The organism is Rhizobium sp. CF122 (genome assembly GCF_000282035.1).
Lineage (GTDB): Bacteria > Pseudomonadota > Alphaproteobacteria > Rhizobiales > Rhizobiaceae > Rhizobium.
The window spans coordinates 25,266-48,035 of record NZ_AKKA01000025.1 but is presented as its reverse complement, the minus strand read 5'-3'; the positions used below and the strand labels follow the sequence as shown (position 1 = coordinate 48,035).

General features: G+C 59.1%; 20 protein-coding genes. 3 read left to right on the top strand and 17 right to left on the bottom strand.

The genetic code is table 11. The features are described 5' to 3' along the window. From PMI09_RS07310 to eno, 7 genes are all read right to left on the bottom strand, one after another. Window positions 1-582, bottom strand: coding sequence for a GNAT family N-acetyltransferase (locus PMI09_RS07310; RefSeq protein ID WP_007790420.1), 582 nt, complete (start codon window positions 580-582; stop codon window positions 1-3). Window positions 583-584: 2 nt separating this feature from the next. Further along, window positions 585-1,226 carry an SGNH/GDSL hydrolase family protein gene (locus PMI09_RS07305; protein ID WP_007790418.1) on the bottom strand — a complete coding sequence of 214 codons (642 nt, stop codon included), beginning with the start codon at window positions 1,224-1,226 and terminating at the stop codon, window positions 585-587. 19 nt (window positions 1,227-1,245) lie between these two features. Next, a complete protein-coding gene (locus PMI09_RS07300; protein WP_007790416.1) occupies window positions 1,246-2,595 on the bottom strand; it encodes a pyruvate dehydrogenase complex dihydrolipoamide acetyltransferase in 1,350 nt (449 codons plus the stop codon). A 17-nt stretch (window positions 2,596-2,612) separates the two neighbouring features. Then, window positions 2,613-3,992 carry a pyruvate dehydrogenase complex E1 component subunit beta gene (locus PMI09_RS07295; RefSeq protein ID WP_007790413.1) on the bottom strand — a complete coding sequence of 460 codons (1,380 nt, stop codon included), beginning with the start codon at window positions 3,990-3,992 and terminating at the stop codon, window positions 2,613-2,615. A gap of 17 nt (window positions 3,993-4,009) precedes the next feature. Further along, on the bottom strand, window positions 4,010-5,056 hold the full coding sequence (gene pdhA / locus PMI09_RS07290; RefSeq protein WP_007790411.1) for a pyruvate dehydrogenase (acetyl-transferring) E1 component subunit alpha: 1,047 nt from the start codon (window positions 5,054-5,056) through the stop codon (window positions 4,010-4,012). Window positions 5,057-5,202: 146 nt separating this feature from the next. After that, window positions 5,203-5,523, bottom strand: a complete 321-nt coding sequence (locus tag PMI09_RS07285) for an FtsB family cell division protein (RefSeq protein ID WP_007532419.1) — start codon at window positions 5,521-5,523, stop codon at window positions 5,203-5,205. A 140-nt stretch (window positions 5,524-5,663) separates the two neighbouring features. Beyond that, complete coding sequence (gene eno / locus PMI09_RS07280; protein ID WP_007790407.1) at window positions 5,664-6,938, bottom strand: phosphopyruvate hydratase; 1,275 nt, start codon at window positions 6,936-6,938, stop codon at window positions 5,664-5,666. 423 nt (window positions 6,939-7,361) lie between these two features. Here eno and PMI09_RS07275 point away from each other — a divergent pair, with 423 nt between their 5' ends. After that, on the top strand, window positions 7,362-9,206 hold the full coding sequence (locus tag PMI09_RS07275) for a methyl-accepting chemotaxis protein (RefSeq protein WP_007790405.1): 1,845 nt from the start codon (window positions 7,362-7,364) through the stop codon (window positions 9,204-9,206). A gap of 23 nt (window positions 9,207-9,229) precedes the next feature. On the opposite strand, the gene kdsA is transcribed toward PMI09_RS07275, so the two are convergent. Together kdsA and PMI09_RS07265 are read right to left on the bottom strand one after the other, a co-directional pair. Further along, window positions 9,230-10,075 carry a 3-deoxy-8-phosphooctulonate synthase gene (kdsA, locus tag PMI09_RS07270; protein ID WP_007790402.1) on the bottom strand — a complete coding sequence of 282 codons (846 nt, stop codon included), beginning with the start codon at window positions 10,073-10,075 and terminating at the stop codon, window positions 9,230-9,232. Then, window positions 10,072-10,956 (bottom strand): VOC family protein, encoded by an 885-nt coding sequence (locus PMI09_RS07265; protein ID WP_007790401.1) that lies wholly within the window; start codon window positions 10,954-10,956, stop codon window positions 10,072-10,074. The genes kdsA and PMI09_RS07265 overlap by 4 nt, the downstream gene beginning before the upstream one ends. A gap of 199 nt (window positions 10,957-11,155) precedes the next feature. Here PMI09_RS07265 and lexA point away from each other — a divergent pair, with 199 nt between their 5' ends. After that, window positions 11,156-11,872, top strand: coding sequence for a transcriptional repressor LexA (gene lexA / locus PMI09_RS07260; RefSeq protein ID WP_007790400.1), 717 nt, complete (start codon window positions 11,156-11,158; stop codon window positions 11,870-11,872). Here the strand turns inward: lexA and PMI09_RS07255 are convergent. Further along, a complete protein-coding gene (locus PMI09_RS07255) occupies window positions 11,853-12,218 on the bottom strand; it encodes a hypothetical protein (RefSeq protein ID WP_007790399.1) in 366 nt (121 codons plus the stop codon). The two genes, lexA and PMI09_RS07255, sit on opposite strands and share 20 nt — an antisense overlap. Window positions 12,219-13,323: 1,105 nt before the next feature. On the opposite strand from PMI09_RS07255, the gene gltA reads away from it, so the two are divergent. After that, a complete protein-coding gene (gene gltA, locus PMI09_RS07250) occupies window positions 13,324-14,613 on the top strand; it encodes a citrate synthase (RefSeq protein WP_007790396.1) in 1,290 nt (429 codons plus the stop codon). A gap of 29 nt (window positions 14,614-14,642) precedes the next feature. Here gltA and lpxB read toward each other — a convergent pair whose 3' ends face one another. The 7 genes from lpxB to rseP form a co-directional block, all read right to left on the bottom strand. Then, window positions 14,643-15,824 (bottom strand): lipid-A-disaccharide synthase, encoded by a 1,182-nt coding sequence (lpxB, locus tag PMI09_RS07245; protein WP_007790394.1) that lies wholly within the window; start codon window positions 15,822-15,824, stop codon window positions 14,643-14,645. After that, entirely contained in the window at window positions 15,821-16,702 is an 882-nt protein-coding gene (locus PMI09_RS07240; RefSeq protein ID WP_007790388.1) for an LpxI family protein, read from the bottom strand. The genes lpxB and PMI09_RS07240 overlap by 4 nt, the downstream gene beginning before the upstream one ends. A gap of 3 nt (window positions 16,703-16,705) precedes the next feature. Continuing rightward, the gene (lpxA, locus tag PMI09_RS07235) at window positions 16,706-17,524 is read right to left on the bottom strand and encodes an acyl-ACP--UDP-N-acetylglucosamine O-acyltransferase (RefSeq protein WP_007790386.1); all 819 of its coding nucleotides are present in this window, start codon (window positions 17,522-17,524) and stop codon (window positions 16,706-16,708) included. Next, complete coding sequence (fabZ, locus tag PMI09_RS07230; protein WP_007790385.1) at window positions 17,521-17,988, bottom strand: 3-hydroxyacyl-ACP dehydratase FabZ; 468 nt, start codon at window positions 17,986-17,988, stop codon at window positions 17,521-17,523. Before fabZ ends, lpxA begins: the two co-directional genes overlap by 4 nt. Further along, a complete protein-coding gene (gene lpxD / locus PMI09_RS07225; protein WP_007790382.1) occupies window positions 17,981-19,042 on the bottom strand; it encodes a UDP-3-O-(3-hydroxymyristoyl)glucosamine N-acyltransferase in 1,062 nt (353 codons plus the stop codon). The genes fabZ and lpxD overlap by 8 nt, the downstream gene beginning before the upstream one ends. Before the next feature lie 50 nt (window positions 19,043-19,092). Further along, window positions 19,093-21,429: an outer membrane protein assembly factor BamA gene (gene bamA, locus PMI09_RS07220; protein ID WP_037082170.1), complete on the bottom strand. Its 2,337-nt coding sequence runs from the start codon at window positions 21,427-21,429 to the stop codon at window positions 19,093-19,095. A 195-nt stretch (window positions 21,430-21,624) separates the two neighbouring features. After that, a complete protein-coding gene (rseP, locus tag PMI09_RS07215; RefSeq protein ID WP_007790378.1) occupies window positions 21,625-22,758 on the bottom strand; it encodes an RIP metalloprotease RseP in 1,134 nt (377 codons plus the stop codon). Window positions 22,759-22,770: the final 12 nt, after the last annotated feature.

Here is a 22,770-nt window from a genome sequence, read left to right as displayed (position 1 = left end):
CTATCGGGCGTCGCGGGTGAGAAGCACCCACTCGTGTTTCCTGCCGTTTTCGAAGAAGGCCACGGCATCCGCGCGCGCCGCCTCCGAAAATCCATTCCTTTTGTAAAGCGACAGGGCCGCTTCGTTGTAACCTGCGGTAATCAGGCTGACAGGTGCGTTTTGCGCCCGCTCAATCTGATCCTTCAGAAGCCGTCGACCGATCCCGATGCCACGCAGATGGCTGTAGACACCGAGCGTTCCGATAAACCAGCTTCCCACCACCATTTTCTGCAGATCGATGACCGGCCTCAGCGCCGGGCGATCCGCCTGGATATTCCGTATGCCTTCACCGAGACCATAGCCGATCGCAGCTCCCGCGATCTCGCCGTAGGCTTCGGCAATAATTGCATCGCTCCAGTTGCCGTGCCCCTGGTCGCCGCGCAGCTTCTGCCGTCCACGCTCCATCGGCGTATCACCGCCGCCGTTTCCAAGCTCCGCCAGCCAGAGCCAGGAGGCGAAACCATGCGAGGCGATATCCGTGAGTAAAGCCAACTCCGTCGCATCCTCCCGCGTGGCGGAACGAAGCGAAACGAAGGATCCCATGCTCAAAGCCCCAGCATCATCCGCACAGTCGATTCCATGCCGCGCCCGAGAGCGCGGGTATTCTCCGCATCGAGGTGAATGCCATCGACCGGGGTCGTCTTCGCTACAGAATTGCCGTCGAAGAAGCCGCAGCCGAGCTCGTCCGCGAGATCGCGATAGAGGGTGGGAAGCTTCGCCGACTCCTCGATGCCGCCAACGAACGACGCCGCAAACGGCACGTTCGCTGTCTCACGGACCTTCGGCGGCGCGACGATCAGAATGTCAGGTCCATCGAATTCGAAGGGCCACGCATGATTGCGGATCAACCGCACCAGCCGGGCGATGCCCTGGCAGGCGGCAAAGGCCGACCCTGCCACGACAGGCTTCATGTCGTTGGTGCCGAGCAGCAAAATGACGAGATCAAGCGGCGCATGGCTCTGCAGGATCGTCGGCAGGATGCGTGCGCCATTCCGGTCGCAGTCAGCGAGATGATCGTCGAAGGCGGTGGTCCGCCCGTTCAATCCTTCAGCGATGACCCGGACCTCGTTGCCGAGTGCCGCCTGAAGCGTGCTTGGCCAACGATCCTTGTAGGCATGACGGCCGATGGTATCGGCGTCATAGCCCCAGGTCAGCGAGTCACCATAGCAAAGAACGGTCTTCGTCATTTCCGCCTCCGCTCCGGTCTCAAACGAGCATGCCCATCGGATTCTCGATGTAGCCCTTGAACGCCTGCAGCAGCTCCGCACCGAGCGCGCCGTCGACACAGCGATGGTCGGTCGAGAGCGTGACGCTCATCACGGTCGCTATGACCATTTCGCCCTTACGTACGATCACACGCTGCTCGCCTGCGCCGACCGCTAGGATCGTTGCATGCGGCGGGTTGATAACGGCCGCGAAATTCTTCACGCCCATCATGCCCATGTTCGAGACCGACGTCGTACCGCCCTGATATTCTTCAGGCTTCAGCTTGCGATCCTTGGCGCGCTTGCCGAGGTCACGCATCTCGTTGGAGATGACCGAAAGGGTCTTTTCCTCGGCCTTGCGGATGATCGGGGTGATCAGGCCGCCCGGGATCGAGACAGCAACGCCGACATCGGCGTGCTTGTGCTTGACCATGTTGGCTTCGGTCCAGGAGACGTTGGCATCCGGAACATCGCGCAGCGCCAGAGCCATGGCCTTGATGACCATGTCGTTGACGGAGAGCTTGTAGGCAGCGCCGCCATCCTTGCGGGGAGCCGCGTCGTTGAGCTGGGCGCGCAGCGCCAGCAGCGCATCGAGTTCGCAATCGACGGTGACGTAGAAATGCGGCACGGTCTGCTTGGATTCGACGAGGCGCTTGGCGATGACCTTGCGCATGCCGTCATGCGGCACGAGCTCGTAGGAGCCCGGCTCGAAGAGCTTGAGAACGGTTTCGTCGGACGCGCCCTTCGGTGCGGCGGCCGGCGCCGGTGCGGCAGCCTGCGGTGCGGCTGCGGCACCCGGAGCCGCCTTGGCGCCACCACCTGTGACAAAAGCTTCGACGTCGCTCTTGACGACACGACCGTGCGGGCCGGAGCCGGAAATGGCGGACAGATCGATACCGACTTCCTTCGCCAGACGACGCGCGAGCGGCGAGGAGAAGGTCCGGTTCCCGCTTGCCGGAGCGGCTGCGGGTGCAGAAGCGGGAGCAGCAGCCGGCGCTTGTGCGGCGGGAGCATTTGCGGCTTCAGCCTTCGGGGCTTCGGCAGCGGTTTCAGCCTTGGGAGCCGGAGCAGCAGAGCCTGCATCGCTGGCAGCAGCAGCAACGTCTTCGCCTTCGCCGGCAAGAACCGCGATCAACGCATTGACCTTGACGCCTTCGGTACCGGCCGGGACGACGATCTTGGCAACAGTGCCTTCGTCAACGGCTTCGACTTCCATTGTCGCCTTGTCGGTCTCGATCTCGGCAATGACATCGCCAGACTTGACGGTGTCACCTTCCTTGACGAGCCACTTGGCCAAATTGCCTTCTTCCATGGTTGGAGAGAGGGCGGGCATAGTGATGTTGATAGGCATCGAGTACCCTCCCCTGGTTATTTGTAGCAAACAGCCTTCACGGCATCGACGACTTCACCGACATTCGGAAGCGCAAGCTTCTCGAGGTTGGCAGCGTAAGGCATCGGGACGTCCTTACCGGCAATCGTCAGGATTGGCGCATCGAGGTAATCGAAGGCCTGCTGCATGACGCGGGTGGCGATTTCCGTGCCGACGCAGTTCTGCGGATAGCCTTCCTCAACGGTGACCAAGCGGCCTGTTTTCTTAACCGATTCGATGACCGTCGGAAGGTCCATCGGGCGCAGCGTGCGCAGATCGATCAGTTCGGCGTCGATGCCGATCTTTTCGAGTTCCGCGACAGCCTTGACCGCATAGGTCATGCCGATACCGAAGGAGACGATCGTCACGTCCTTGCCGGGACGATGGATGCGGGCCTTGCCGATCGGCAGAACGAAATTGTCCATCTTCGGCACATCGAAGTGCTGACCGTAGAGAATTTCGTTTTCGAGGAAGACGACCGGGTTCGGATCGCGGATCGCAGCCTTCAGCAGGCCCTTGGCGTCGGATGCCGTATAGGGCATGACGACCTTGAGGCCCGGGATCTGGCTGTACCAGGACGCGTAATCCTGACTGTGCTGGGCACCGACGCGGGCAGCTGCACCGTTCGGGCCGCGGAAGACGATCGGAGCGCCCATCTGGCCGCCCGACATATAGAGTGTCTTGGCAGCGGAGTTGATGATCTGGTCGATCGCCTGCATAGCGAAGTTGAAGGTCATGAACTCGACGATCGGCTTCAGGCCGGCCATCGCAGCACCAACGCCGACGCCGGCAAAGCCGTGCTCGGTGATCGGCGTATCGATGACGCGCCGCGCGCCGAATTCCTGCAGAAGACCCTGGGTGACCTTGTAGGCGCCCTGGTATTCGGCAACCTCTTCGCCCATAACGAAGACGCTGTCGTCAGCGCGCATTTCTTCGGCCATGGCATCGCGAAGCGCTTCGCGGACGGTCATGGAGACCATTTCGGTGCCTGCCGGAATTTCGGGATCATTCGGCACGGCAGCCTTCGGCTCTGCTGGAACCGGAGCAGCGGGCGCCGGCTTTTCTTCCGTCTGCAGGGCGGCGACCGCCGGAGCGGGCTGCGCGGCGGGTGCGGCGGAGATGTCGGAGGCCAATTCGCCGTCCTGCAGCAGGACCGCGATCTTGGCGTTAACCTTCACATTTTCGGTACCGGCCGGCACCAGCAGCTTACCTATGACGCCTTCATCAACGGCTTCGACTTCCATCGTCGCCTTGTCGGTTTCGATCTCGGCAATGACGTCACCTGATTTGACGGTGTCGCCTTCCTGCTTGAGCCACTTGGAAAGCGTGCCTTCTTCCATCGTCGGAGAGAGGGCGGGCATGAGAATATCGATTGGCATGGGTCGTCCCTCCCCGATTAGAGCAGAATGTCAGTGTAGAGCTCGGATGCATCCGGCTCCGGATCGGACTGGGCGAAGTCGGCGCTATCAGCAACGACATCGCGCACGTCCTTGTCGATCGCCTTCAGATCGTCTTCCGAGGCCCAGGCCTTTTCGAGCAGACGCGCACGCACCTGTTCGATCGGATCCTGCTCGGAGCGCATCTTCTGCACTTCTTCCTTGGTGCGGTACTTCGCCGGGTCCGACATCGAGTGGCCGCGATAGCGGTAGGTCAACATTTCGAGAATGATCGGGCCTTTGCCGGAGCGGCAATGCTCGAGGGCTTCGTCAGCTGCAGCCTTGACCGCGCGGACATCCATACCATCGACCTGGATGCCGGGAATGCCGAAACCGGAGCCACGGAGGGAGTAGTTCGACTGCGCGGTAGCACGCGCGGTCGAGGTTCCCATGGCATAGCGGTTGTTCTCGACGATGTAGATGATCGGCAGCTTCCAGAGAGCGGCCATATTGAAGCTCTCGTAGACCTGGCCCTGATTGGCGGCACCATCACCGAAGTAGGCGACGGAGACACTGTCATTGCCGCGATAGCGGTTGGCGAAGGCAAGGCCGGTTCCGAGCGAAACCTGGGCACCGACGATGCCGTGCCCCCCGTAGAAATGCTTCTCCTTGGAGAACATGTGCATCGAGCCGCCCTTGCCGCGCGAATAACCGCTACGGCGCCCGGTCAGCTCGGCCATGACGCCACGCGCGCTCATGCCGGTTGCCAGCATATGGCCGTGATCGCGATAGGCGGTGATAACCTGATCGCCTTCCTTCTGCGCCATCTGCATGCCGACGACCACAGCTTCCTGGCCAATGTAAAGGTGACAGAAACCACCAATGAAGCCCATGCCGTAAAGCTGTCCGGCCTTCTCCTCGAAGCGGCGGATCAACAGCATCTCGCGATAGGCCTTGAGCTCCTCATCGCGCGTAAAATCAGCAACAGGACCACCATTGGATGCCTTGTTTGCCGGCTTTGCGCTAGTTTTACGGCTGGAAACGGTCGCGGTTTTTCGCGGCGCCATTCACCCCTCCCTACGGGTTTGTCGGTTCTTTGGTGGCGCGTACCATAGGGAAGAAATTTCGCCGCAGCAATGCCATAAATGCATGGCTCGTATTCATCAGTAAACTACTGATAAACAAGACTTTATTTCAGTTAACTGAATTTCGGTTAATTGGAATAGTGATTGAATATGACGATCTCGTCGGCACGAGAAACATTCAGCTGAAGACGCGCTTTCTCGTCCAGCATATCCTTGTCCATCGAACCGTCGCTCAGCAGCGCGACCTGCTTTTCGAGATGCTCGCGCTTGCCCTTCAGAACCGCCAACTCCCTTTCGCGCGCTATCCGCTGGCGCTCGAACCCCTCGGTTGCCCGCAGACCGTAATCACCGTGGATGCAATGATAGCCGAAGTAGGAGAGAAACGCGACCGTCATCGCCGGAACGACGAAACGACCGATCTTTTTCTTTTTGTGATGCTTTGTCCACATAAACGCACGCTCGAACGCATTACCTCGATGCGTCCAAGACTACCGGGCAGAGATTAACTGTCCGTTGACTATGAAAAATCAAGCAAGAAAAAACCCGCGCCTTTGGGACGCGGGTTCGAAGTCGTTGAAATCAGATGCGATTAGCCGCGGATGATCGAACGGCCGGCATAGCGGGCCTGCGGGCCGAGGCCTTCTTCGATGCGGATCAGCTGGTTGTACTTGGCAAGACGATCCGAACGCGATAGCGAACCGGTCTTGATCTGACCGCAGTTGGTGGCAACGGCCAGATCGGCAATCGTCGAATCTTCGGTTTCGCCCGAGCGGTGCGACATGACCGCGGTGTAGGCAGCCTTGTGGGCAGTGTTGACGGCGTCGAGGGTTTCCGTCAGCGAGCCGATCTGGTTGACCTTGACGAGGATCGAGTTGGCAACTCCCATGCGGATACCGTCGCGAAGACGGGCCGAGTTGGTGACGAAGAGATCGTCGCCGACCAGCTGAACCTTCTTTCCGGCCAGATCCGTCAGAGCCTTCCAGCCGTCCCAATCATCTTCGGCCATGCCGTCTTCGATCGAGATGATAGGGTACTGGGCCGCGAGCTGTGCAAGATATTCGGCCATAGCACCCGATTCCAGCGTGCGACCTTCGCCTTCGAGGACGTACTTGCCGTCCTTGAAAAATTCCGTCGAGGCGCAGTCGAGGCCGAGGCTGATGTCGTCGCCCGGCTTGTAGCCGGCTTTCTCGATGGACTTCATGATGAAGTCGAGGGCTTCAGGCGCGCTCTTCAAGCCCGGCGCGAAGCCACCTTCGTCGCCGACGTTGGTGTTGTGACCCTGAGCCGACAATTCCTTCTTAAGGACGTGGAAGACTTCCGAGCCCATGCGGACGGCCTCGCGGATGGAATCGGCGCCGACCGGAAGGATCATGAATTCCTGGAAGTCGATCGGATTGTCCGCATGCGCACCACCGTTGATGATGTTCATCATCGGAACCGGCAGAAGATGGGCGCTCGCACCGCCGACATAGCGGTAAAGCGGCAGGCCGGAAGCCTGAGCAGCCGCCTTGGCAACGGCGAGCGACACGCCGAGGATGGCGTTGGCACCGAGACGCGACTTGTTCGGTGTGCCGTCCAGCTCGATCATGATGTTGTCAATCTGGATCTGGTTTTCGGCGTCGATGCCACCGATCGCGTCGAAGATTTCCGTGTTGGCGGCTTCGACGGCCTTTTCAACACCCTTGCCGAGATAGCGCTTGCCGCCATCACGCACTTCGACGGCTTCGTGAGCACCGGTCGAAGCGCCCGACGGCACCGCCGCGCGGCCCATGCTGCCATCTTCGAGATAGACATCGACTTCGACGGTCGGGTTGCCACGGCTGTCGAGAATCTCGCGGGCGATAATGTCGGTAATTGCGGTCATCGGCTCTTCCTGCTCGAGGGTGGATAAATCGTTCGAAGCCTGTTTAATCGAAGGCACGCAAATTACAATGCCACACCGACGACACACGGCACGTCACGGACCTATCGCGCGAATATGTCAGGCTTTTGAACAGGCGCGTCACGGCATCCTTCCGCTGCCCTGCTCCAGTGTTTCGAAACTTCAGGTTTTGAAAACAAGTCACCACATTCAATGTGGTTGCAAATTTATCGATCAGTAACCAATTAATATTACAATTAATCCTCGATGAGGAAATACTGGCTGTCCTCCGGCAAGTAGTATTGCATGATGCACTTCCTTATGCGGTTCAAGTCCGCCTGTTTATAGGGATTCTAAACTCCCTCCAAACTCCAAGCCATTTCAATAAACAACACCTGTTCACTGTTAGAATTTACGGGGCGCCGGATGAAACTCAATATTGCTCGCAGCCTTGCCATCTTCGCGGCCGTCGTCACCGCAGGATTGATCACTTCGATCGGCATTCAGAATTACGCCTTCAACAAGCTGCGGGTGAACGGCGAGATGTATAAGCAGATCGTCTACGGAAAGGATCTCGTTGCCGATATCCTGCCGCCACCTCTCTATATTGTTGAATCCTACATGCTTGCACTTGAGGCGGTGCAGCGTCCTGAAGTCGCGCGGAAGAATATCGAGCGCATCCAGACTGTCCTGAAGCCCGCCTATGAGGATCGCCGCAAATATTGGTCGGAAACAGCGCTCAGCGCCGACCTCAAGGAAAAACTCCTGAACGATGTCCTCGTCAAAGGCGACGTGTTCTGGAAGGTGATGGCAGAAGAACTCGCCCCAGCCATTCTCAAGAACGACGCCGCCGTCATCCCGGCGGCTTTCGAGAAGCTTTCAACGAATTTCCATATTCATGAAGAGGCCGTCAACAAGCTCGTGGATATGGCGAACGCCTTCCTGGCTGCTGCCGAAAAGGATGCCGCCGAACAGACCCGCATCCTCTCCACCATCACGCTCGCGGCAGCAGCTGTCTCGTTTTGCCTGTTGCTCGGCGGCCTTTACGTCTTCCGTCGACGCGCTATCGTGCCGCTCTCAGCAATGCGCGACTATATGGCGATCCTTGCCGCCGGCGATTATTCGAAGGAAGTGCCCTTCAGCCGCCGCGCCGACGAAATCGGCGAGATGGCGCGCGCCGTCACCGTGTTCCGCGAAGCCGCCGAGGAACGGAACAATATCCGTGAGCGCCAGGATGCCGAACGCCAGGTCCAGACACAGCGCGATGCGGCGCTCGCCGCCATCAAGGCAGACGAGGAAGCTGCCCGCGAGCGCGTCATCACCAGTCTGAGCCGCGGTCTGGAGCGCCTTTCGGGCGGCGACCTCTCTGTCCAACTCAGCGAGCCCTTCGAAGCGACCTATGAAAAGCTGCGCGCGGAGTTCAACTCCAGCATCCGTACGCTTTCCTGCGCAATGAAAGAAATCTCAGCCGTCACGAATACGGTAGGGACCGGCTCGAGCGAAATCGCGTCGAGCACGGATGATCTGGCCCGGCGAACGGAACATCAGGCCGCCTCACTGGAGCAAGCAGCCTCGGCGCTCGACCAGATCACGGTCACCGTCAAGAATTCATCGGAACGGGCCAACGAAGCGAACGCGATGATGACGGCGACCAAGGAAAGCGCAAGCTACTCGGCGACCGTCGTGCACGAGGCGGTGGCCGCGATGGAGAAGATCGAGACATCATCCGCACAGATCGGCCAGATCATCAACGTCATCGACGAAATCGCCTTCCAGACCAACCTCCTCGCACTGAATGCCGGAGTGGAGGCCGCCCGCGCAGGTGAGGCCGGAAAGGGCTTTGCCGTCGTTGCACAGGAAGTGCGCGACCTTGCCGGTCGCTCCGCCAATCTGGCGAAAGAAATCAAACAGTTGATCGAGACCTCTTCCAGCCAGGTTTCAGCAGGCGTCGGCCTTGTCAACCGCACAGGCGAAGCGCTCAGCAATATCGATCAGCAGATTCTCAAGGTCACGGCGCTGATCGAGGGGATCGTGCGTTCTTCCTCCGAACAAACCACCGCGCTCCTGGAAGTCAATGCCGCCATCAACACGATGGACAGCGTCACGCAGCAGAACGCGGCGATGGTCGAGCAAACCAGCGCCGCCTGCCGAGAGCTGGGCGACGAGGCGGTGCACCTCAATCACCTGCTGTCCCGTTTCTGTCTCGACGAAACGGGAAAGTCCGCGACCATGGGATATGCCTCCCACAAAAGGATGGCGCTCGCCGGTTGACGGCCGACACCCGTGTGCCGGTTTCAGGCGGCCTTTGCAATCACGTCGAAGGCCAGCAGCTTTTCGAGCAGCCGCGGCATATCCTTCAAATAGACCATGTTCGGCCCGTCGGATGGCGCATTGTCAGGATCTTCGTGCGTTTCTACGAAGACACCGGCGACGCCAACCGCAACGGCTGCCCGTGCCAGCGTCTCCACGAATTCGCGCTGGCCGCCGCTCGAACCGCCCTGCCCGCCCGGCTGCTGCACCGAATGCGTCGCATCGAAAACGACTGGAGCACCCATCGCCGCCATGATTGGCAGCGAACGCATGTCGGAAACGAGTGTGTTGTAGCCGAACGAGGCGCCGCGTTCGCAAAGCAGAATATTCGGGTTTCCGGTCGAGTTCAGCTTGTTGAGAACGTTCTTCATGTCCCAAGGCGCCAGGAACTGTCCCTTCTTGACGTTAACGGCTCGGCCGGTCTTCGCGGCTGCCACTAACAGATCGGTTTGACGGCTCAGGAAGGCCGGGATCTGCAGGACGTCGACGACCGTCGCCACCTCGGCGCACTGCTCCTCGGTATGGATGTCGGTCAGAACCGGAAAGCCGTATTCCTTCTTGAGGTCCGAAAAGACCTCCAGCGCCTGTTCAAGACCTATGCCGCGCTGCGCCGACAGCGAGGTGCGGTTCGCCTTGTCGAACGAGGACTTATAGACGAGGCCGAGACCAAGCTTGTCGCAGAGTTCCTTCAATACACCGGCGACCATGAAGGAATGGTCGCGGCTCTCCATCTGGCAAGGCCCGGCAATCAGGGACAGCTTGCCGGCATTCGAAAAGGTGACGCGGCCGGCGCCTTCGCCGATCACGACTTCGGAATTTGTCTGGCTCATCGTTTCTCCTCGAAGGCGAAGAGCGCGCCCTGTCCGGGCGCCGCCTTCACCAGAATTCGATTGTTCTTGCGCGTATAAGTCATCCCGTTAGCAGCCAAATGCGCTTCTGTCACGGCGAGATCACTGACCTTGAAGACAATGGCGACGCCACGCAGGCCGCGATCATTTGAAGGTGCCGGAATATCGAAGTAGGCATCCAATCCATCTGGGGAGAGAACGCTCACTCTGGCGTTCGGAGTTTTCACACTCGCGCCAAAGGCCTCGTTGGTCACCGGGAGGCCGTGCGCCGCAGCACGCACAAATGGCGCAAATGCTTTTGGGTCCGGCGCGCCAAGAACGATCTCTGCGATCCCACCCACGCCATTTGCGTGCTTTTGCAGCGCTCTACGGTCGGCCGGCAGCGGATTGACGCGTTGGCACGTGAAAAAGAAAAAATCCGGAGCCCGCAGATCGACCGCGAACGCGAGCTTGAACGCAGCGGTGGCCTGAGAGCCGTCAGGCATCTTCATCGGCCGCTCGAACTGCAGCATCTCGCCGCCATTGATCTTTTCGGCAAGGAACCGGGCATGGTCGCGATCAGCATCGGCGGTCGCAAAGACCACCGCGGAGAAACCATCATCCCCGCATCGAAATCGGAAAGCCCGGTCACGCGCAGTGAAGACATTGCCTTTCTTCGCCGACGCCTCGTGCAGCTCCGCGTTGGCGACGCCCAAGGGTTCCAGGTATGTTTCGTCGGCGAAGAATATGCAGGCGTTCTCGGTTCCAAAAGGATGCCGGGCATCGGGCGCGACGGTGAATCCCAGCTTTCCCAAGCGCTCGCGCGCAAGTCCGATATTGGAGACCGGCAGCACGATGTGGTCCAGCGGATGTGCTTCGCTCATGGCAAACTCTCCGGAATTTGCGAAGATGTGCGCCGGGCAAGGCAACAATGCAACCCCCTTCTACGCTTTCACTCAAATGCGACGCAAAAACTGAGCAAGTTGCAGGCAAGTTTTATGAAAATTTAGGTACTTGCGGAACACATATGGAACATATAGTGTCTGTTCTGGCTTTGTTTCACGACTCTGGGGTTCAACTTCGATGCTGACGCGCAAGCAACAGGAGCTTCTTCTCTTCATTCACGAGCGAATGAAGGAATCCGGTGTCCCTCCGTCTTTCGACGAAATGAAGGACGCCTTGGATCTCGCGTCCAAGTCGGGCATCCACCGGCTGATTACTGCGCTCGAAGAACGGGGCTTCATTCGCCGACTGCCTAATCGGGCCCGCGCATTGGAGGTCATCAAGCTGCCGGAGGCATATAATCCGAGCCTCCAGCCCCGCCGCGGCTTTTCGCCGAGCGTCATCGAAGGCAGCCTCGGCAAGCCGCAGCCGGTTGCGCCGCCGAAGCCGGCTGCACATGCCGACAACGACAGCTCGGCTTCCGTACCGGTTATGGGGCGGATTGCTGCCGGCGTGCCGATTTCAGCAATCCAGAACAATACCCACGACATTACAGTTCCGGCCGACATGCTTGGCCCGGGCGAGCACTATGCGCTTGAGGTGAAGGGCGACTCGATGATCGAAGCCGGCATCTTCGACGGCGACACAGTGATCATCCGCAACGCCAGCACGGCAAATGCCGGCGACATCGTTGTCGCACTCGTCGATGACGAGGAAGCGACCCTCAAGCGTTTCCGCCGCAAGGGCGCCTCCATTGCGCTTGAGGCCGCGAACCCGGCTTATGAAACGCGCATTTTCGGACCCGACCGCGTCAAGGTTCAGGGCAAGCTGGTCGGCCTCATTCGCCGTTATCACTAACGACAGGCAGCTCGTCGTCAAACGTACCGCTTCGACAGTTGTATGCCCGATGCCGCATCCAGGGGCGATCATGCGTGGTATACGAGGTCGTCACGATGGGTGTTCCCTGGTCGTCTATCCGTATCTCAGCGGGGCCCGAGCGGCGCGAGGTTTCGCCGGTGAATAGCAGTGCGCCCGACCGGCATTCCGTCACGCGCAGGCGAGCAGGCGTTACGACGATATCGGCGGTGTCGCACGCAGCGCCGAAGTACACAGGGTTTTCGACGATTGTCAGGACGTAGCCGCTATCATGCGTGGCGGTGCACCAGGCGCCTTTCAGGCATACGAAGCGATTCGCAGCGCCCATCGCAGCCTGACGCAACGCATTGCGAGCATTACGCAGTTCCGCTGCCGAGAGCCGTTGAGCTTCACCTTTATTATCCCGCTGCCGAACAGGGCCGACGCCGTCCAATGATCGCGGTGGCTGGTCTAGGTCCGCCGCGAGCGCCCTTCGCCATTGATCGAAGATGAAGTCAGTCGGATGGAGTCGATTAGTGCAAGGACTTGCCCTTTGACAATCTCGACAAGGCTGCCGTCCTCGGCAATGACAATGTCCCGGGCGACTGCGTCTGCGAGAGCGAGATGATGTAGCGCCAGCGGCCACGGCCATCGCCTTCCCGACGCTCGACGCGGCCCGTAATCGTCGTAGCTACAGATGAATCCAATATGACGGTCGCCTTGCTCCGCGTTTCGAACTGGGCGGAAAGCATTCCCAGAACACCCAATACGCCTGCCTGCGCAAGATTTCGGATGAGTGGGCGGCCTTGGCCTGCCGCCAGCGCAATCAGGGCCGACGCGACAATCTATGCTCCCAGGCGGATTGCTGGCGGATCACTTGCGAACTCAAACTAGAGGACGGCGCCAGTCCCGAGGAAGACCGGAGAAAACAGGACGAACCGCCCATGTTCCATCTCCGTTGCCACAGCGCGTCGAAACCACGATGAGCAGCCGAGAGTCGCGGTCGTACCCCGCGTTGGCCAGGAAACGAGTGATGGCGTGCGGAAGGCGCGGAGGCTTGGGAGTAGATTGAGGCCGGAGAAAATAAGGCTCTGCCGCACGAGCAGGCGCACCCGCGCCCGGGGCGGCCTTTCTTACCTCAAATGGCTTCAACCCCGGCATGCATCTGCGCCCAAAAACAGCCGCCCTTGCAACCACAATGCAAGCTCTCGAGGCTTGAAGCAACAGTAATTGATTGAAATCTGAAGGAAAATCGGAAATCAGAAAAGCCAAGGATTATCATTAGCTTCTGCTATGCGCAGGGTTCATCGCAGCAGTGCCCAAAAGTTGATACTGCGATGCACAAAATGGCACCACGGTAACTTGGCATTAGGCGCGCGATCATATAGCTATCGTCGACGACGCTTAACCCTATGGCGCTTTTATGGCGCCAACCGCCAGTTTGGAGGATCAGAATGACGGAACAAAGCGCAACACTGAAAATCGGTGATAAATCAGTCGATCTCGCCGTCAAGAGCGGCACGATTGGCCCTGATGTCATCGATATCGGCGCCCTGTACAAGAACACGGCTTCCTTCACGTACGATCCTGGTTTCACCTCGACCGCATCCTGTGAATCGAAAATCACGTATATCGATGGTGATGCCGGCGTATTGCTTCATCGCGGTTATCCGATCGAGCAACTTGCCGAGCACGGCGACTTCCTCGAGGTCTGCTACCTGCTTCTCTACGGAGAACTGCCGACCGCTGCCCAGAAGAAGGATTTCGACTATCGCGTCACGCATCACACGATGGTGCATGAGCAGATGAGCCGGTTCTTCACGGGCTTCCGCCGCGACGCGCATCCGATGGCCGTCATGTGCGGCTGCGTCGGCGCGTTGTCGGCCTTCTACCATGATTCCACCGACATCACCGATCCGCATCAGCGCATGGTCGCAAGCCTGCGGATGATCGCCAAGATGCCGACGCTCGCTGCCATGGCCTACAAGTATCACATCGGCCAGCCCTTCGTTTACCCGAAGAACGATCTCGACTACGCCTCGAACTTCCTGCGCATGTGCTTCGCAGTTCCCTGCGAGGAATATGTGGTCAATCCGGTTCTGGCCCGCGCCATGGACCGCATCTTCATCCTGCACGCCGATCATGAGCAGAACGCGTCGACCTCGACCGTGCGCCTCGCCGGCTCGTCGGGCGCAAACCCGTTTGCCTGCATCGCGGCCGGCATAGCATGCCTGTGGGGCCCGGCTCACGGCGGCGCCAATGAAGCGGCGCTGAACATGCTGACCGAGATCGGCACCGTTGACCGTATTCCGGAATACATTGCCCGTGCCAAGGACAAGAACGATCCGTTCCGTCTGATGGGCTTCGGTCACCGCGTCTACAAGAACTACGATCCGCGCGCCAAGATCATGCAGAAGACGACGCATGAGGTTCTCGGCGAACTCGGCGTCAAGGACGATCCGTTGCTCGAAGTCGCGATGGAACTCGAGCGCATTGCACTGACCGATGAATACTTCATCGAGAAGAAGCTCTATCCGAACATCGACTTCTACTCCGGCATCACGCTGAAGGCTCTGGGCTTCCCCACGACCATGTTCACCGTGCTGTTTGCTCTCGCTCGCACGGTCGGCTGGATTGCCCAGTGGAACGAGATGATCGAAGATCCGGAACAGCGTATCGGTCGCCCGCGCCAGCTCTACATCGGCGAGCCGCAGCGTGATTACCTGCCGGTCTCCAAGCGCTAAACCGCGATAGCAGTCTGCAAAAAGCCCGGTCAGAAATGGCCGGGCTTTTTCTTTTGAAGGACGTCGAGAACGATCTCTGCCGCGTGTTCTCCGGGCGGCTTTTCGGTCTGCATCCTCTGCCAGAGAACGTCAAACCCCTCCATCATCGCCCGTCGCGGCAAGGTGTCTGCCGCAAGCTTCTCCATCCAGCGTGCAAAGCTGCCGCCTCTGACCACGTCATTGATATATTCGGGTACAATAGCGTAGTCGGCGATCAGGTTCGGAAGAGCCGCGCTCCACGTTTTGATCTTGCTGGTCATGAGCTTGATGATCCAGTCCGTCTTGTAGGCCGAAATGCAGGGAACACCGGTCAGTGCCAGCTCGAGCACGACAGTCCCGGACGCGGCCATGGCCGCATCCGCTTCAGCGAATGCCTGCCACTTCGCCTCCGCGCCCGTCACGATCTCGGGCTTGGTCGTCCAATCCTTGACGAGATCACGGATCATGGATTCGCGTCGCGGCATGGTCGGCAAAACGAAGCGCACATCTCCGTTGCGGGCCACCAGCTCGCTCACGGCATCGCCAAAATGCGGCAGCAGCTTCATGATCTCGGACGAGCGCGAACCCGGCAGCAACATCACCGTCTTGCGGTCGGTTTCGTTTCGAGGTTTCGTCTGCTCGCGCTGGCGTCGCGCTCCCAGCAGGTTCGGATCGGCGGTCAAACGGTGACCGACGTAGGTCGTTGGCGGACCGCCCAACTTGCGCATCACTTCCGGCTCAAAGGGCAAGACCGCTAGCACCTGGTCGACATAGGCGAGCATGCGCTGCGCGCGGTATTCTTTCCACGCCCATACGCTGGGACAAACATAATTGACAACCGGCAGGTCGGGCAGCGCCGTTCGCACGCGCTTTGCGACCCTGTGAGTGAAGTCGGGACTATCGACTATAATAAGCACATCAGGCTTTGCGGCGATGATCGTCGTCGCAGTCTCACCAATACGCCGAACCAGCCGTGGCAGTTTCGATAGAACCTGCGTGATGCCCATGACCTGCAGTTCGGAGAAATCGAAAAGCGAGCGCAGGCCCTGCGCCTCCAGCCCTTCGCCACCGACGCCGATCAGTTCCACACTGCCAGGAAACTGTCGTTTCAAGGCGGCGATCAGGTCCGCGCCCAGGAGGTCGCCAGAAACCTCTCCAACAATAATGGCAACTTTCAGTGAAGCCTCGCTCACGCTAGCCCCCAGGATGGCAATCCCCTATCCAGTCCGCACACGAAGATACCGGCCTCATCCGCAGCCTTTATGACAGCGTCACGCTCCAGGATCAGCGAGCGACCCGCCTCAATCGCCACGCCGGCCAATCCCGCCTGGCGCAGGTTCTCGATCGTCGAAATACCGATCGACGGCAGGTCCGCGCGGATATCCTGCTGAGGCTTGCAGAGTTTCACGAGCACTCCGCGCCGGCGCGCGGAAATCCGTCCGGCCGACCGCAGGTTCGCGACACGCTCTAGCATGCTGTCTGTGCCTTCCACTCCCTCGAGCGCAACGATACGGCCACCGACTGAAACCGACCCCTGGCCAACGTCCAGCCTACCGAGAGCATCCGCCGCTTCTGCTGCTCGTACTATGTCCTTCGTGTCGTCGGCGCTTGGCTGCACTGCGCTCAATGGACCGACGCAGGCAAGCAGATCCGGTGCGATCTCGTGCGCGCCGACAACCCGGCGCCCATTCTCTTCGATCAGGGCGATGACCATGCGCAGCACCGTATCGTCGCCGCCAGCGAGCAGCGTGCGGATTGTCGACGGCAATTTCGCGAGGGTCTTCAGTGTCGGCCGAACTTCGCGCCACTCCGGGCGCCGGCGTACACCACCAGACATGACAACGCGATCTATGCGGTTGCTTTCAAAGATCCGGTTGAGAGCGGCGAAATCGCCGACGCCAATGACGGCGTGGTCAAAGCCTTCCCAAGAACGGTCGGCCTCGTCCTTCAGAGCGATGATGAAGGGGTTCTCGCCTGCTTGCCGCGCCGCAGTGGCGACATGAGACGGTAGAAGGCCGCTGCCTGCGATGATAGCCAAGCGGCCTTTTGCCATGTCACCAGCGAGAGCCAAGCATCACCCTTTCTGTCCCCTGGTCGGAGAGGAAAGAGCGCGATCGCTTTCCGCGGCGATAAAGTCGAGAATCTGAATGACCTGTTCGCAATCGGCGTACTCATCCCGGATCGCGGCGGCGTTGTCACGGATTGAACCGTCGCCTTCAAAGATCGCCTTGTAGGCGCGCCGCACGGCATGAATCGTCGCCCGGTCAACACCAGCGCGGGTCATGCCAACGACGTTCAGGCCGCTCAGAAGACCGGGATTGCCATTGAGCATGCCATAGGGAATGACATCATAACTGACAGCCGAGAGCCCACCGACAAAGGCCTGCCGGCCGACGCGCGTGAACTGATGCACGGCACAGCCGCCACCCAGAATGACACGATCCTCGATCGTGACGTGGCCCGCGAGCATCACATTGTTGGACATGATGACATTGTTTCCGACCCGGCAATCATGGGCGATATGGGAATTCGCCAGGAAGAGATTGTCATTGCCGACAATCGTCTGGCCACCGAAATCGGCAGTTCCCGTGTTTACCGTCACGCCTTCGCGGAACGTGCAGTTGTCGCCGATCGTCAAGGTCGTCTCTTCGCCGCCATGATGAACGCTCTGAGGATCTCCACCGATAACGGCCATCGGAAAAATGCGGCAGCCCTTACCGATCGTCGTCTTGCCGGCCACAACCGCATGCGCCAGCAGTTCCACATTATCGCCCAGCGCGACCTTCGGCCCGACGTGGCAAAAAGGGCCGATCTTGACGTTCTCGCCGACGACGGCGCCGTCTTCGACGACCGCCATGGCGTGAATGCTGGCGCTGGCTGCTATGGTGCTCATGCTTGATCCTTGCGAACGATCATCGCCCCGATGTCAGCTTCGGCGACGAGCGCTCCATCAACCTTAGCATCGCAATGGAACTTCCAGATATTACCGCGCTGCTTCTGTTTCTTCACGTGATATTCGACACGATCGCCGGGAATGACCGGCTTGCGGAAACGCGCATTGTCGATCGTCATGAAGTAGACCAGATTCCCGGTTTCGTCTTGCTTCTTGGCGCAGATCGCTCCGGCCGTCTGCGCCATGCCTTCGATGAGCAGTACACCCGGCATGATTGGCGATTCGGGAAAGTGACCGGTGAAATGCGGTTCGTTTGCGGTCACGTTCTTGATGCCTACCGCGGATTCGTCGCCGTCAATATTGATGATCCGGTCCACTAGCAGGAACGGATAACGATGTGGCAGCAGCTTCATGATCTCAATGATATCTGCCGAAGAGAGCGAAGTCTTGGCTTCCTCAGTCATTCTTTTCTCCCGTTTTCTTGCTGCCCGCTGATCGCGCCAAAATCGCTGCCGTCTCTCGCAGAAAATCGTGGATCGGACGCGCGGGCACACCACCGTAACGTTCGCCGGCAGGTATATCTCCGATCACGCCGCTTTTCGCGGCGATCTGCACTCCGTCACCGATTTTGATATGTCCGTTCAGTCCGGCCTGACCGCCGATCTGCACGCCATCGCCAAGCACCGTGCTGCCGGCAATACCGACCTGGGAAACGATGGCGCAATGGCGTCCAATGCGGACGTTGTGGCCGATCTGTACCTGATTGTCGATCTTCGTGCCTTCGCCGACGACCGTATCATCCATCGTCCCGCGATCGATCGACGTGTTGGCGCCGATCTCGACATGATCCTGAATGATGACCCGACCGATCTGCACGATCTTGATCATCCCGCGCGGACCTGGAGCATAACCGAAGCCATCCTGGCCAATCCGCGCACCGTTGTGAATGATAACGCCGTTACCGACGAGTGCGCACAGCACGCTTGCGCCAGCCGCGATCGTACAATTACGGCCGATCTTGACGTTCGGTCCGATGACGGCGCCCGCTCCGATGTGTGTGCCCTCGCCGATTTCGGCATGCGCGCCGATGACCGCGAATGGCTCGACCGAAACCCTGCCCTCGAGCCGGGCCGTCGGATCAACGATCGCACGATCGGAGATACCGGAAGCTTCCGACAACAGTGCTCCAGGCCGCAGCGCCTTCGGATAGAGATAGCCCCCCGCCATGGCAAAAGCAGCATGAGCATTCTTCGAAATCAGAACAGGCAGATGATCGGGCACCAGTGATCTCAGACCGGCGCTGCAAAGCACGGCAGACGCCGCACACGTCGCGAGCTCGTCCTTGCTCTTCTTCGACATGATGTAACAGAGATCCCCCGCCTTCGCCCGGCTAACAGGCGAAACGGAACGGATCAGCACATCTGCAGTTTTGAGATCAGCAAGCTCTGCCCCAAGATATTGCGCCAACTCCGAGAGTTTCACGCCATCATGGGGCAGAAAAAAATCATTTTGCTCCATCGGCAAATCTCCAGAACGGAATTCGGTTTTACGGTTCCGGACTGCCGATATCAGAATTGGTTGTTTATGCCAAACTTGAAGTGTTGAGTCTTGTCGAAGTCTTCCTTGAGAACCGGAATAGCGTAGTCGACGCGCAGTGTACCGAATGGCGACGCCCACATAAGACCGACACCGACAGAAGCCCGGAGCGATGCATCAACGCCGTTCACACTATCACCACGCGGATCGACATCATTGCCAAACAGCGTACCTGCATCGGCGAACACGGCGCCGCGCAAGCCGAAGTCACGCGGGAACGCAGGGAGTGGGAAGGTCGCTTCAGCCGACACCGTAAAATAGGTCGTCCCACCGAGCGGGTCGTCGTTTGCGCCGGCAATGCGTGGGCCGATGCCCTTGTTCTCGAAGCCGCGAATATCGCCGTTGGTCAGCGTGAACTGGTCAAAGACGTTCAAGTTGTCGCCAAAACCGACGACATAACCCGCCGAACCCGCAACCGAACCGATGATATCGGCATCATCCGCCAGCAGGTGGTAATACCGTGCCTTACCGTAGATCTTATAGAACTCCGAGTCACCGCCCAAGCCAGCAATTTCCTGCGTGGCGCTTGCATATATGCCTTCGCGAGGCAGCGTCATGTCGTCAAGTGTGTTGTAGGTCAGCGTCTGCGAAACGGACGACTTCACCCACGGACTGTCCTCGACGAGATGCTGGTATGGCGCCGACAGATTGCTCAGCGAGCCCGAAGGATCGTACTTCATCTGCTTGTAGTTATAGCGGAACGTTGTTGCCAGATCTTCCGTGATCGGCGCCGTCGCACGCAGTACACCGCTGTTTTCCTCGTAGTCGTAGTTGTCGTTGCTCGACGTCTCACTGTGGTTAAGATCGAAACCGACAGCCAAACGATAGCCCAGGAAGTAGGGCTCCGTGAAGTTCAAGCCATAGGTCTGGGAGCCTTCTTGACCGCCACCGGCGCTAACCTTGATGTACTGACCGCGACCCAGGAAGTTCTTTTCCTCGACAGATGCTTCGAGCAGCAGACCGTCGCCGCCGGCAGCATAGCCTGCGCCGATACCGAACGAGCCAGTCGCCTGATCCTGCACGTCAACGACAACAACAACGCGATCCGGCGAGCTGCCAGGCTGCGTGGAGATATTGACCGACGAGAAATAACCGAGAGCTTCGAGGCGGCGCTTGGCCCTCGTAATCATCTGCTGATTGAAGGCGTCGCCTTCGCTCATGTCAAACTCACGACGGATGACAAAGTCACGCGTACGGCTGTTACCACGGATTTCGATGCGCTCGACATAGGCGCGCTCACCCTGGTCAACCAGGTATTCGACGCCAATCGTGTTGTTACCCAGATCGCGGTTGCCGCGCGGCGTGACGCGCGCAAAAGGATAGCCGGCGGACGCGACCTGATCGGAGATCGCTTCCATGGACTTCTGAACTTCCTTGGCGCTGTAGACCTGCCCTTCGTGCGTGCGGACGAGCCCCTGAAGCTGCGTCGAATCAATACCGGGAACAGTCGACTGCACGGTCACGGCACCAAAATCATAGCGCGGGCCTTCTTCGATGTTGAAGGTCAGCGTGTACTTGTTCGTTGTCTCGTCGAACGCCGCATCCGAAGAGATGATGCGGAAGTCGGCATAGCCGCGATTGTAGTAGAACTGCCGCAGCGCCTCTTCGTCTGCACGGAGCTTGTCTTCGCTATAAACGTCCTTGCGGGTCAGGAACGACAGGAAGTTCGAGCGCTTCGTGTTGATGACCGAGGAGAGACGGCCGGAGCTGTAGGCATTGTTGCCAACGAAATTAATAGCGGCAATCTTGGTGCGATCACCTTCGTCGATGACGAAAGCCAGATTTACGCGTCCCTCACCGAGGGGCACGACTTGCGTGGTCACCTGAACCTCACTGCGCCCGGTTGCAGCGTACGCATCCTTGATCGCCTGAATGTCCGACTGGATCTGCGCGTCGTTAAAAGGTCCGGCCGCGTGCGTCTTCACGACAGCAGCAAGCTTGTCGTCCTTGATCTTGCGGTTGCCGTTGAAGACGACCTGGTTGACGAGCTGCGCCTCCTGGACGGCAACAACCAGCGTGCTGCCCGAGACGGAAATCTTGACGTCCGAGAAATAGCCGGTGTCGTAGAGTTGCTTCACCGAGTCATCGATATCGGTGTTGGAGAAGCTCTGGCCAGGCTGAATTGTCAGGTTGGAGCGCACTGCTTCGGCGCCGACACGGCTTGCGCCGCGCACATCAATGCGCTGAATGACTGCAGCTTCTGCCGTCGTTGCCGAGACGAAAAACGTTGCACCTGCCCCCGAAGCAACAATACCTGCAGACAGCGCAACCGCCGATACTGCGTTCAAAAATCTTGAACCAGCCTTCATTTCACCCATTACCTTTTTTCTCGTCCCCGGCTCCAGGCGTCCCCCGATTCCGGCCACGTGTGTCGTTTTACCCGCTTTTGACATACAAGCAAGGGAGCAAGTTAATTTCTGTTTACTTCATTTCTAAGCGTGACGCATTCGCCACTACAGCTTTGAAACATCGTAAATAAACGGTAATTTTCCCTCGTCCAGCAATCAGCCAATCAAAGCACTTATATCGTTCCAGGTGGCAAAAACCATCAAGCTCAAAACCATCGCCAAGCCAATGCGGAACGCAATGTCCTGAGCAGACGAACCCAACGGCTTTCCCCTCACCGCTTCAATCGCATAGAACATCAAATGGCCACCATCAAGTACCGGAACCGGCATCAGGTTCAGTAATCCGATGGAAACCGACAAGACAGCAGCGAGTTGCAGCAATGCTGCAACGCCCAACGTCGCCATCTGGCCGGAAGCCTGCGCGACGCGGATCGGTCCGCCGAGCTGATCTGGCTTCATATAACCGGAGACCAGATTACCGATATACTTGAAGGTGCCGGTTACGATGTGCCAGGTCTGGATCGTGCCTTCCTTGACCGCCTCCAGCGGCGAATAGGTCTGCACCCGGAAGTGACCGACGTCCTGGTTCGTAACGATGCCGATAAGGCCGATCTCGATCTTGTTGCCGAACTGATCGGTCATATCCGTCCGGGCCGGCACCATCGGCACATCCAGTTTCTCGCCGTTGCGCTCAATCGTCACGACGATCCGCTGCTCTGGTCGAATACTGACGTAGCGCCGGACGTCATCGAAAGTCTCGACCTTCGTGCCATCGATGGCGATCAGCAGATCGCCCGGGACCACGCCTGCTTCGGCTGCAACGCTGCCGGGCTTGAGTTCTGCAACAACAGGATCGGCGACCGATCGACCGTAGATCGAGAAAAGAACCGCAAAAATCGCAATCGCGAGGATGAAATTGGCGATCGGGCCGGCGGCAACGGTCGCGGCGCGCTTCCACAGCTTCGCGCCGGCGAATGAACGCGCACGATCTTCTTCCGACATCGCCGCGAGCTTGTCATCATCGGGCTTGCTCGATACATCCTCGTCGCCGAAAAAGCGGACATAGCCGCCAAGCGGTATCAGCGAAAGCTTCCAGCGTGTTCCATGCTTGTCGGTGAAGCCGAGCAATTCCGGACCGAAGCCGATCGAGAACGCCAATACGCGAATGCCACTCCAGCGCCCAACCAGATAGTGGCCCATCTCGTGCACGAAAACGAGCAACGACAAGACGAGGATGAAGGGCACCATATAGCCCGTCAGGAACGCCAATATACCGGTCAAGCCAAGCATCTGATCTTTCCG